The organism is Photorhabdus viridis (assembly GCF_040256935.1).
Taxonomy (GTDB): Bacteria; Pseudomonadota; Gammaproteobacteria; order Enterobacterales; family Enterobacteriaceae; genus Photorhabdus; species Photorhabdus viridis.
The window spans coordinates 1-13,844 of record NZ_JBEJZY010000069.1 but is presented as its reverse complement, the minus strand read 5'-3'; the positions used below and the strand labels follow the sequence as shown (position 1 = coordinate 13,844).

At 52.1% G+C, this 13,844-nt stretch carries 2 protein-coding genes and 2 pseudogenes; all 4 read right to left on the bottom strand.

The genetic code is table 11. The features are described from left to right. Window positions 1-554, bottom strand: a 554-nt coding sequence (locus ABR397_RS20915) for a T6SS effector BTH_I2691 family protein (protein WP_350307399.1), incomplete at its 3' end; no start/stop codon positions are given. Window positions 555-885: 331 nt separating this feature from the next. Then, a pseudogene (locus tag ABR397_RS25085) lies at window positions 886-1,086 on the bottom strand (hypothetical protein); the annotation flags it as partial. A gap of 131 nt (window positions 1,087-1,217) precedes the next feature. Beyond that, on the bottom strand, window positions 1,218-1,604 hold the full coding sequence (locus ABR397_RS20905; RefSeq protein WP_350307397.1) for a type VI secretion system contractile sheath small subunit: 387 nt from the start codon (window positions 1,602-1,604) through the stop codon (window positions 1,218-1,220). 930 nt (window positions 1,605-2,534) lie between these two features. Then, window positions 2,535-13,823: pseudogene (locus ABR397_RS20900) on the bottom strand (amino acid adenylation domain-containing protein); the annotation flags it as partial. Between the last annotated feature and the right edge of the window lie 21 nt (window positions 13,824-13,844).

Below are 13,844 nucleotides of genomic sequence, written 5' to 3'. Positions count from 1 at the left end.
TAATCCATCACCGTATTCAGGGTATCTGCCGTGACCTCGCTGATCCCCTCCCCTTCCGGCACCCCTCGCCATTGCCAGGATTTCACGCACTGCATCCGCTTTTCCCGCGCGCCGGGGTGATCGTGATAATACTGTATTGTCTCCGGACTCCAGGCCGACGGCGAGAAGGCCAGCCAGGTATCCTGACGCAGCGCGATATCCTGCAATACGATAAACTCTACATTGGTACTCTGATGCGTCGGGGCGTGACAATCTGCGGTTTTCTTAGGGAAAACACCAAAAGGCGCATTGTATTGCTTCCACAGCGCCCCGTCCTCGCTGATACTCCAGGTTTCCCAGCTCTCCTGAGCAAATATCCCGGCATTGCAATAATAAACATATAAAAAACCCTGCCGTAAGGCGCGCAGCGCATAATGGTAGCCTTTGGCCGCTGGAAACGACGTCTCCGCCCATTCCGGCAAGGTTTCATGGAGACTATCCGGCACCACCGAATAACGTACCGGCATCAGCGCCGGGCCGGTTGCTTCACACATTTTGCATAATGGTCGATTCATGACTGTATCTCCTTATTTTATGAAGGAATAATGGATGTTTTGGGATGACAGCATTCTCGCGCCAGCGTCCGCCACGTTTTTTCTGGCAATCGGGCTGTGCGATCAGCATAACCACGGGTACTGTTACCCTCCTCACCGGACAGCAAGGATTGTATCCGGGGGTGCAAATCGATCTCCGGGTGGTATAGCAAGCCATGCAAAGCACACGCCTCCAGATCACGAACATGATGAAAGGCATCGCGTTCAGCGACCCGACGCAATAAAGCCAGCATAATCGCCAACGCTTCGGACTCTGTCCGGCGTAACTGGTTGCGATGTGCCTGACGATTTGGGTAAACGCGGCGTCCCGCATCAGCATCTGCGCCGGTTTGATATCTTTCTCCGGGCTGGTGAATTCAATAACGTAACGAAAAGGCTGGCTTAAGCCTTCCTGCCCGCTAAACGCCACCACATCCAGCGGCGCGGTATTTTTCCAGACTTTCAGTTTGTAACGGCTGTGATCAAAAATGATCGCCGGGGTGGTGTTGTTCATCATTTTCTCCCACTGGCTTCCCGGTCGCTTCAGGTACGCTACCGCCCATAGCCGTATACCGAGGCCCATAAGGTCATAATTTGTTTTAGGGGTTCCATAGCGGGGCCTGTGGCGCCCGCCATCACACCTGGTCAGTCCAGGTGATTTTCATGTCGCCTACACTGACGACGTGTGTGAAAAAACGGGCGCCTGTTGCAGTCGCTAGCAGGAGCCGGTCGAACGCCCTGCCCAATGCCCGTTCGACCGGCTGTAAACAGCGCAGCCGGCAGTTGGGGAATTTGGCGGACCACTTGCTCAGACTCGAAATCGTTTATTTTCCGGAAAGTGAATGCGATATTTTCTTCGCTGCCATTTTCAGCCAAGGTATTTTGAACCGTCAGGTTAACTGCGGGGCTGAATTCAATCATCGCCAATAATTGCAGAGGCAACTCAACTTTTTTCTGCGCACTACCGGTGTGTAAATCTAATTTGATATTAATACGCACTTTAAGGGACTCTTTTTGAAAACTCTGTATCACCAGCAGTTCCTTAAAAATAAAGGTGGCATGAATGGCATGATGACCATGCCATTACGCATCTCATAAACAAAAAACCGGATTCAGATATTTCAGAGCAGGCAGATAACCAGGCAACAAATAAGAGAAAACCGACAATACCGTGCCAATAAATAAATGAATTTACCAGACAGGCCATTTCCTAGTGAAAGGTTATTTTCTAAACAGATTTATCTAAAATCAAGACATTTTTTATCCTACAGCACTTTTTGCACAAAACAAATCAGTCATAAGAACTGACTTATGACTTAAAAAACACACAAAATATAAATATAACCTAAACAATATGATATTTTTTTAAAAAAAATATTGCATTTATTTTTACAAGATGATAAAGGCTTCTCTTTTTATTATTAACAGCGTAATTTGGTAATGAGAGATATATTAATACTTTATTTTTTTCAATTAGTTATGAAAATATCATACAGATAAAGTCATTTTTATATTCACAACATAATAAGCCAAGTACTTAGTAGAAAAAGTAAAAAAGAAATAATTATCAGCCAGGTTAATGCGAATGAGAATAAATTCTACAATGCAGAATAATGCGTGGTAGAAATAGTCAGAAACAATGAATTAATAAGGATATTATTAGTGATATTTTTACAAAATATCTACCCTACTGTGATTCAGATAAAGCGATAGATTTATTTTCACAGTGCACTGAATAGTAATAATAATTATGTAAACAAAAGAATTCAATAAAAAGGGATAACTTGCTTTTCAATAAATAGAGCCACACCCGCCACGCTTTTTATCGATTTAACGATAAGAAGCGTGGCGGGTTCTTTACCTTAATTTTATTTGGGGAGAGATGTCCGGCCATTATAAATACCTTTAACCGGACAACATCGCCGTCAATAATCGCTTGCTATTCCTGCAATATCACTGACACTACACCGCCTCCGCTTCACAATTCATTGCCAATGCCATGCTTAAGGTTTTAGCCAAAATAGTTTTATTTTCACTATCCTCCATTAAGCTAAAGTGGTCGCCCGGTACAGATGTTAGCTGGAGCGAAGAATCAGGCACAACCTGCTTCCAGCCTAACGACGGTTCCATGCTCAAGGAGGGTAATGTGGCTTCCGTAACAAAAGGGATCTGCGGATAAGACTCCATCGCATAGAACTGATGGAGCGTTATCGCCAAGACTTGTGGCTCATATTCTTTGACCATTTGCATATAATTTCCCATCTGTTCCCAACGTTTTGCGATCAAGTCAGGACGCAGATTTGCCGGGTATAATTCCAGTTCCTGCGCCGCAGCAATAAATTGCACCAAATTCAGTTTATCGATTCTCTGATGCAATACCGCAATCTCCTCTTCATGTTCCCCGCCCGACTGTCTTGCCAGTTCAATAAGAAACTGGAATTTTAGTTGAATAACCAGATGCTTGAAGCAGTGAGGAGCTGGCGTATCAATCAAACCCAAGAAATCAACGGTCTCACCGGCGTTTAAAAGTTGCTGGGCAATGGCATAAGCCAGTACACCACCAGAAGAGTAACCGTAGATCCGGTATCGGCCTTCCGGTTGAACCGCTTTCATAAAGGTGATCATTTTGGCGGCCAACGCTTCAATAGTCGATACCGGCTCTTCATTGATGGACGGCCAAGGCAATGCATAAATCGGATAGTCTGACTGAATATGTTGAGCTAATCCAAAGATATAAGAGTAATCATCCATGCCGCTGGGCACAAAGAATAGCGGTGGCTCCATTCCGGATGGCCGCACGGGTATCGCACTGCTTTGCGACTGAGACAGTGGATCTAATGTGATTTTTGATACCAGTTCAGCCAGCACAGGGAATTGGAATAGGTTATTCAATGTACACATCAAACCACGGCCTGCGGCAAGGTTTATCATCCGCATAGCAAGCAACGAGTGTCCACCCAACGCAAAGAAATTGTCATACCGGCCTATTTGCTCAACCTCCAGCAATTCACTCCAGATAGTGGCGAACGCAGTCTCAATTTCCCCTTGCGGCGCTTGGTAAACCTGGCGGGCAAAGGCATTCTGATCCGGCGCCGGCAACGCCTGCCGATCTAATTTACCGTTCGGAGTCAGCGGAAAGGTATCCAGACGCACAAAAGCCGCCGGTACCATATAGTCAGGTAAAATAGCACTCAGATGTTCACGCAGGCTGGCGGCCAGCCCGTTATCCGTTTTTGCCACTACATAGGCAACTAAACGCTTATCCTGACCATCACCCAACGCCAGCACCAACGCTTCACTCACCGCCGGATGCTCGGTCAGATGCGCCTCTATTTCCCCCGGCTCAATACGGAAACCGCGGATTTTAACCTGCTGGTCATTACGGCCAATAAATATCAGGTTGCCATCCGGCAGGTAGCGGGCCAAATCCCCGGTTCGGTACATCCGCGCATCCGGTGTCTGGCTAAACGGGTCAGCCAAGAAACGTTCAGCGGTCAGGTCAGGACGATTGAGATAGCCACGCGCCACACCGTCACCACCGAGATACAATTCTCCTGCCGCTCCCAATGGGACCGGCTGACCACAAGCATCCAGCAGATAAACACAGGTGTTAGCCGTTGGACGTCCAATAGGCGTTAATGCATCAGTATAATCTGCCGGACAACGCCAGGTGGTGGCACATACCGTGATTTCTGTCGGACCATAAGCATTGAACAGCGTGGCCCGGCCACGCAGTGCCTGGAGCAGCGCCGCGCTGGGCGCTTCTCCGCCCAGTATTAATGTTGGTCTTATGGTTATCTCCGGTAAATCGGCGCCATCCCGCAACAGAGCCGGTGTCAGGCAGGCGTGAGTCACCGCCTGTTCTTCCAGATAATGCCAAAGACGGAGCGGATCCTGACGAACCGTGTCGGCAGGAATATCCAAGGTGGCGCCGCCACACAATGCCATCATGATTTCCCAGACGCTGGCATCGAAACCAAATGAGGCGAATTGCAACATCCGGCTATGGGAATGAATGTCAAACTGGTTGATTTTATCCCGGATAAGGTTGACCAACCCACGATGTTCAACCATCACTCCTTTCGGCATACCGGTCGAGCCGGAAGTATAAATCACATAGGCCAGATGCCATGAAGTTAGCGCAGGAACCTGCGGGTTGTTGTCCGGCTGATCAGGCAGGGTGTTCGGGTCAAGTACGGTTAATTTCGCAAGTGCTTCTTCACCCAGTGCGGCACGCCCGGTATTATCCGCCAGTACCACCGACGGGGCGGCATCATTCAGCATATAAGCCAGACGATCACCCGGATAGGCCGGATCCAACGGTACGTAGGCGCCACCCGCTTTCAGTACTGCCAATAGCCCTGTAATCCTTGATGGTGAACGCTTCACACAAATCGCCACCGGTTGATCAGGTTGCACGCCCAGTTCAATTAATTGATGAGCCAGCCGGTTGGCACAGGCATTCAGCTCCGCATAACTGACGGCTTGCTCTTCATAGATCAACGCCGTGGCATCAGGGTTTTTCTCGGTTTGTTGTTCAAATAGTTGATGGATGCACAGCTGGTCAGGATACGCAGTTTCCGTCGCGTTCCAGATTTTAAGCAGCAAATTCCGCTCGGTTTCAGGCAGGATTTCCAGCATCCGTACCGGCATTTCCGGGGCCTGTTCAAGTGCCGCCACCAAACTTTCCAGCGCTTGTTGCATATAACCACATACCCGCTCTGGGTCAAATGGCCGGACAATTTGCGCGGTTAACCCCAGCGCTTCGCCAAAATCCTCCACTGACAGTGTGAACGGATAGTTGGTCCGCTCCTGTGCGCCAAGGAATTCAACACCGTCCATGATTTCATTCGACGCCGTCGGCAATGCGTTGTGCCGGTAGTTCAGCAAGGTACTGAACAGCGGGGTTCCACCCTGTACCCCACTGCAACGTTGAGCCAGCGCCAATGACGCATGTTCATGTGTCAACAATCCCGCTAACCGACGATGTGCCGCCAGTACACTGTCCTGTACCGGCGTGTCATCCATATCCAGCCGCAGCGGTAAAGTATTGATAAACAGTCCCATGCCATTGTCTGCACCTTCACCGGCGGCCATGCGCCCGAACAATACTGTGCCGAATACTACTTGTTCCTGTCCGCTGGTACGCGACAATACCTGCGCCCAGGCCAAATGACACAAGGCAGCCAGGCTCACGCCCAGACGCCGGGCCTGTCCGCGTAAGCGGTCATTCAGCCCAGCGGTCAACATCCGGTGCGATTCTGTCATTTGCGAGCCATCATGATGTACCTCGGTCAATCCGAATGGCAACGTGGGTTCATCCACCTCGGCCAGCATGTCGGTAAAGAAGCGAACATGCTGCTCCTGACTGACCCCCAGCCGGGCCTGCGCCACCAGATTGCGGAAAGGCACCGGCGCAGGCAGGTGGCTTTCCTGTCCGTCAAGCTGTCCATCAAGATAGGCCTGAACTTCGTTGCTCATCACATCCAGTGCGGTATGGTCACCAATCAGATGATGCATCAGTTGCAGTACAATCCAGCGACCATCAATCTCCGGCGCGACGACAAAGCGCAGCAACGGTGCCTGTCCCAAATCAATACGATGTCGGCGTGGATCAAAATATCGAGCTAACTGGTCACTGACCGGCCCGTCAACCGGATCCAGTGTCAGTTCAGTTACCGACAATCGCACTTGACGGCAAACCACCTGAGCAGGAACCGATAATCCTTCCCAGATAAAAGCGGTACGCAGGATGTCATGGCGGTTAATTATCTGTTGAACCGCCGCCAGATAACGGTCCAATAGAGGCCGATCAGCAAAGGCCATCTGGCCGGCCAGTAAATAGGGGTCGCCTTCGTTTGCCAGTAGATGATGGAACAGAATGCCGTCCTGTAACGGCGACAATGCATAGATATCCTGAATATTGCTGATCCCGCCCGGTATCTGTTCGACGATGTGATCAATCTCAGGCTGAGTGAGATCAATCAACGGTAACATTCCCGGCGTCAACGCCATCGTTGCCGGTGTAATGACGTTGGCAGGCACACCTTCGCCCTGATTCAGTTTCAAGGTTTGAGCAAGTTCAGACAGTACAGGAGATTGGAACAGGTCACGTACTGCCAGCGTTAAACCCAGGTTACGCAAGCGTTCGACCATCCGCACCGCGAGCAATGAATGACCCCCTAAGGCAAAGAAGCTGTCATACCGGCTTATCTGCTCAACGCCCAGTAAGTCATGCCAAATAGCGGCGAGTGCGGTTTCCGTTTCCCCTTGCGGCAGCGCGTAAATCTGGCGGGCAAAGGCTTCCTCCCCCGGTGCCGGGAGCGCCCGGCGATCCAGTTTGCCGTTAGGTGTCAGCGGGAATGCGTCCAGACGTACAAAGGCCGCCGGTACCATGTAGTCAGGCAACGACGCGCTCAGATGTTCACGCAAGTGGTTAACCAGCCCGTCATCCGCTTCTGCTACTACATAAGCAACCAGACGTTTGTCCTGCCCATCACCCAGCGCCAATACCAGCGCTTCACGTACTGCGGAATGCTCTGTCAGCCGAACTTCTATTTCCCCCGGTTCAATCCGGAAACCACGGATTTTAATCTGCTGGTCGTTGCGGCCAATAAAGACCAGATTGCCGTCCGGCAGGTAGCGAACCAAATCCCCGGTGCGATACATCCGTGCATTGGCTGCGTCACTAAACGGATCAGCAAGGAAACGTTCGCCAGTCAGTTCAGGACGATTGAGATAGCCACGCGCCACACCAGTACCACCAATATACAGCTCGCCCACCGTTCCCAAGGGCACCGGCTGGCCGCCAGCATCCAGCAGATAAACACGGGTATTGGCTGTCGGACACCCAATAGGAATGAATCCATCCCGATAGTCTGATGGACAACGCCAAACGGTGGCGCAAACCGTTATTTCTGTCGGGCCATAGGCGTTGAATACCGTTGCCCGGCCACTCAGTGCCTGGAGCAAAGCCACACTAGGAGCCTCACCGCCCAGTATTAATGTTGGTTTGATGGTCATCGCCGGTAAATCAGCGCCATCCCGCAGCAGGGCGGGCGTCAAACAAGCATGCGTCACCGATTGCTCTTCCAGATAATGCCAGAGGCGGCGCGGGTCCTGGCGAACAGCATCGTCAGGAATAGCCAGGCTAGCGCCACTGCCCAATGTCATCATCATTTCCCAGACACTAGCATCGAAACCAAATGAAGCGAATTGCAACATCCGGCGATGGGAATGAAGGGCGAACTGGGCGATTTTATCCCGGATAAGGTTGACCAGCCCACAATGTTCAACCATCACGCCTTTCGGCGTACCGGTCGAACCGGAGGTGTAAATCACATAGGCCAGATGACGAGAGGTCAATGCGGCAACTTGTGGGTTGTTGTCCGGCTGATCAGGCAATGAATTCGGATCAAGAACAACTTGTTGTGCAAGCATTTGCTCATTTAATGCTGAGCGTCCGGTATTATCTGCCAACAAAATAGCCGGCTCAGCATCGGTCAAAATATGAATCAGACGCTCACCCGGATAAGCGGGATCCAGTGGCACGTAGGCGCCACCCGCTTTCAATATGGCCAACAGCCCGACTATCCGCGCCGGTGAACTTGCCACGCAAATCGCCACCCGTTGATCCGGCGCGACACCCAGCGCGATAAGCTGATGGGCCAGCCGGTTGGCACGGGTATTCAATTCCGCATAGCTAAAGGATTGGTTTTCATATACCAACGCGGTGGCGTCCGGGGCATTCTCCACCTGTTGTTCAAACAGTTGATGAATACACAGTTGGTCAGGATAGGTTGTTTCAGTCGCATTCCAGGTTTTCAGCAACAATGTGCGCTCCGTTTCCGGCAAGATTTCCAATGTCTGTACCGGCGTTTCCGGCGCCTGTTCAAGCGCCTCTGTCAGACTTTCCAGCGCTTGCTGCATATAACCGCATATCCTTTCCGGATCAAATGGCTGCACAACCTGAGCAGTCAGCCCCAAATCGGAACCACCATCCTCTACCGACAACACAAACGGGTAGTTGGTCCGCTCCTGCGCGCCAAGGAATTCAATACCGCTGATGATTTCATCCGGCGTGACCGGCTGGGTATTATGCCGGTAATTCAACAGCGCATTGAATAGCGGTGTCCCACTGGCTACCCCACTGCAACGTTGAGCCAGCGCCAGTGAGGCATGTTCATGCGCCAACAATCCCGCCAATCGGGTATGGGCGGACTGTACACTCTCCCGCACCGGGGTTTCATCCATATCCAACCGTAACGGCAGGGTATTAATAAACAGTCCCATGCCATTGTCAGCGCCTTCGCCAGCCTGCATACGCCCAAACAACACCGTGCCAAACACCACTTGTTTCTGACCACTGGTACGCGACAAAACCTGCGCCCAGGCTAAATGACACAGCGCCGCCACACTGACGCCCAACCGCCGAGCCTGATTACGCAAACGGTTATTCAGTGTAAGCGTCAACATCCGGTGCGATTCCGTCACCTGCGAGCCGTCATGGTGGACTTCTGCCAATCCGAACAGCAACGTCGGCTCATCCACCGCCGCCAGCATATCGGTAAAGAAACGGGTATGTTCTGACTGGCTGGCGCCCAACCGGGCCTGCGCCACCAGATGACGGAAAGGTGTCGAAGCCGGCAAGCTGTCTCCCCGTCCGGTAAGATACGCCTGCACCTCGCTGTTCATCACTTCCAACGTGGTATGGTCGCCAATCAGGTGATGCAGCAGTTGTAGCAGGATACAGCGGCCATCCGTATCCTGAGCAATGACAAAGCGCAACAACGGCGCCTGATTCAGGTCAATACGATGCCGGCGCTGATCAAAGCGTTGGGCCAGTTGGTTACTGATCGATCCGTCAGCCGGATTGAGTGTCAATTCTGTGATGAATAAGGGAACCTGACGACAAACCACCTGAGCCGGAGCTGATAACCCCTCCCAAATAAACGCGGTACGCAGAATATCATGGCGGTCAACCACCTGTTGAACCGCGGCCAGATAACGGTCCAGCAAAGGCCGATCTGCAAAAGCCTGTTGGGTTATCAGCAAATAAGGATCACCTTCGTTTGCCAGCAAATGGTGGAATAAAATACCATCCTGTAGCGGTGACAGAACATAGATATCCTGAATGTTGGCAATCCCGCCCGGAACTTGTTCAACTATGCGGTCAATCTCAGGCTGAGTCAGATCAATCAGCGGCAACATTTCTGGCGTCAGTGTAAGAGAATCCGGTGTAATGCCGTTGTCAGGCACCCTGATTTCACAATGTTGCGCCAGAGACTGGGCCAAAACACTGAGAGTCGGATGCTCGAATAGCGTTTGAACCGATACGCCCAGCCCTCTACGCCGCAGACGTTCAATCATCCTGACAGCCAGCAGCGAGTGACCACCCAGAGCAAAGAAGCTGTCGTGCCGGCTAATCTGCTCAACCTCCAGCAATTCACTCCAGATAGTGGCGAGCGCAGTCTCAATTTCCCCTTGCGGCGCTTGGTAAATCTGACGGGCAAAGGCATGTTGATCAGGCACTGGCAACGCCCGGCGATCCAATTTACCGTTCGGAGTCAACGGAAAGGCATCCAGACGTACAAAAGCCGCCGGTACCATATAGTCAGGTAAAATAGCACTCAGGTGTTCACGCAGACTGGCGGCCAGTCCGTTATCCGCTTCTGCCACTGCATTATTTACCACTACATAGGCAACTAAACGCTTATCCTGACCATCACCCAACGCCAGTACCCACGCTTCACTCACCGCCGGATGTTCGGTCAGATGCACCTCGATTTCCCCCGGCTCAATACGGAAACCACGGATTTTAACCTGCTGGTCATTACGACCGGCAAATACCAGATTGCCGTCCGGCAGGTAACGGGCCAAATCCCCGGTGCGATACATTCGGGCATCAGTTTCATAACTGAACGGATCAGTGAGGAAACGTTCGGCAGTCAGTTCAGGGCGATTGAGATAGCCACGCGCCACACCCACACCGCCAATATATAACTCACCTACTGCGCCCAGCGGCGCCGGCTGACCGTGTTTGTCCAACAGATAGACACGCTTGTTGACTGTCGGGCTACCGATAGGAATTAATCCGCCGGTATAGTCTGACGGACAATTCCAAGTGGTGGCGCAAACAGTGATTTCTGTCGGGCCATAAGCGTTAAACAAATCGGCCCGGCTGCACAATGCCTGAAACAGGGCGGTAGCCGGCGCTTCCCCTGCAAATATTAATGTGGGCTTTATCGTTATCGCCGGCAAACCAGCACCATCGTGGAACATGGCCGGTGTCAGACAGGCGTGCGTCACCGAATGCTCTTCCAGATAGTGCCAAAGACGGTGCGAGTCTTGCCGGATTGTTTCAGTCGGAATAACCAGCATGGCCCCACTGCCCAGCGCCATCATGATTTCCCAGACGCTGGCATCAAAGCCAAATGAGGCAAACTGCAACATCCGGCTGGTTACACCAACATCAAACTGGGCAATTTGTTCCAGCGTCAGGTTAACCACACTCTGATGTTCAATCATCACCCCTTTCGGTCTGCCGGTGGAGCCGGAAGTGTAGATCACATACGCCAGATGCCGTGAGGTGAGATCAGGGACCTGCGGGTTGTTGTCTGGCTGATCTGGCAGGATATTTGGATCGAGCACAGTTAGCGTCGCCAGTGCTTCTTCACCCAGTGCCGCGCGTCCAATATTATCCACCAGCAAAATCGTTGGCGCGGCATCAATGAGCAGGTAAGTCAGACGTTCACCCGGATAAACCGGATCCAATGGCACATAAGCCCCGCCCGCTTTCAACACCGCCAGCAATCCCACGACTCTCTCCAGTGATCGTGTCACACAAATGGCTACCGGCTGGTCTGGTATTACACCTAATGCAATCAGTTGATGAGCTAATCGGTTGGCGCGGGCATTCAGTTCGGCATAGCTGAGTGTCTGGTTTTCATACCTTACCGCTATGGCGTCCGGGGTCTTCTCCACCTGTTGTTCAACCAACTGATGAACACATAATTGCTCAGGATACGGCGCTGCGGTCGCATTCCAGTTTTCCAGCAATAACGCCCGTTCAGTGGATGACAAAATGTCGATAGTCGTGACAGGTTGTTGAGGGTAGTTCACCATCGCCCGCAACAGAGCCTGCAAATAACCGGCCTGTCTTTCAATCGTTTCAGGGTCAAACAAGGCAGAAGAATAATTCAGTTCGCCAACAACCTCGCCTGCCTTCTCCGTCAATTCCAGTTGCAGATCGAAGTTAGCAATATCGTATCCCTGTACGACTGACGTCACCGCTAATCCCGGCAGTTGCCACTGTTCTGTGTCACTCTCCTGCCAGGCGAACATCACCTGAAATAGCGGGGTATGTTCCGGTCTGCGGGGCGGTTGTACGATCTCAACCACCTGTTCAAAAGGCAGATCCTGATGCGCCTGTACGCCCAGTGTCGTCTGCCGCACACGCTGGAGCAGCGTGACCATATCCGGTGTATCGGACAAATCAATGCGCAATGCCAAGGTATTGACAAAGAATCCAATTAGCGACTCGATCTCCCGCCGGTTGCGGTTGGCGCTCGGTATGCCGATCACCAGATCATCCTGCCCGGACAGGCGTGACAATAATGCCGCCCAAGCGGTCAGCAATGTCATAAACAATGTGGCGCCGTGCTGTTGTCCCAACTGTTTCAGAGCCCGTACTAACGTGGCATCAATCTGCACCGGTATCCGGCCGCCGGTAAATGATTGCCGGGATGGACGGGGCCGATCTGTCGGTAATTCCAGCAATACCGGGGCATCGGCCAGCGTGCAGCGCCAGTAATCACTCTGCGCCCGCAGCCCTTCACCAGAGAATACCTTACGCTGCCAAGCAGCATAATCAGGATATTGAATAACCAGCGAGGGCAATGGAGCAGACTGTTCATTCAAGCAGGCCGAATAAAGGGCGCCCAGTTCTGATTTCACTATCCCTAAAGACCAACCATCGGACACAATGTGATGCTGAGTCAGCAAGAAGACGTAATCCTCATCGGCCCGTTGTATCAGCACGCAACGGATTAAGGGACCGCGAGCAAGATCAAATGGCGTTTCTGCTTCCTGTATGCACAGAAGCTTAAGTTGCTCATCAACTTCAAACGCGTTACGCAAATCGTATTGTTTCACCGGCAGACCAAACTCCGCCGGCAACAGTTCAACCTGAGGTTGACCGTCAACCATGATAAAGACTGAACGCAGCGCTTCGTGGCGGGCAAACAGACTATTCAGCGCCTGCTGCCAAGCGGTAATATTAAGCTGACCACGCAAATGCAGTGCCAGCGGAATGTGATAGGTATCACTGACGCCATCAAACTGCGCCAGGAACCACAGACGCTGTTGAGCGAATGACAACGGTAAAGCGCTATTACGGGATACGGGAATAATCTCAGACAATTTATCCCCTCCTACATTATTGCGCTGGGCGCTGATCCTCTCCGCAAAGGCCGCCAGTGACGGTGACATAAATAAGGCAACCAGCGGCAATTCAACACCGAAAGCGGCGATACGATTTATAACCCGTACCGCCAACAGTGAATGCCCCCCCAGCGCAAAGAAATTGTCATGCCGGCCTATCTGCTTAATGCCTAATAATTCACGCCAGATAGCCGCCAATGCTGTTTCTGTCTCCCCTTGCGGCGCTTGGTAAACCTGACGGGCAAAGGCATTCTGATCCGGCGCCGGCAACGCCTGCCGATCCAGCTTGCCGTTTGGCGTCAGCGGGAAGGCGTCCAGACGCACAAAGGCCGCCGGTACCATATAGTCAGGTAAAATAGCACTCAGATGTTCATGCAAACGGGCCGCCAATCCGTTATCTTCTTCTGCCACAACATAGGCGACCAGACGTTTGTCCTGCCCGTCACCCAGCGCCAGCACCCACGCTTCGCGTACCGCAGGATATTCTGTCAACCGGGCTTCGATTTCACCCGGTTCAATCCGGAAACCGCGGATTTTAACCTGCTGGTCATTACGGCCAACAAATACCAGATTGCCATCCGGCAAATAACGGGCCAAATCCCCGGTGCGGTACATCCGGGCATCAACGTCATCACTAAACGGATCCGTCAGGAAACGCTCGGCAGTCAGGTCAGGGCGATTGAGATAGCCCCGCGTCACACCGGCGCCACCAATATACAGCTCCCCCACCGCCCCCAATGGCACTGGCTGCCCGTGGTCATCCAGCAGATAAATCCGGGTATTCGCCGTCGGACGCCCAATAGGCGCCAACGCATCGGTATAGTTTGACGG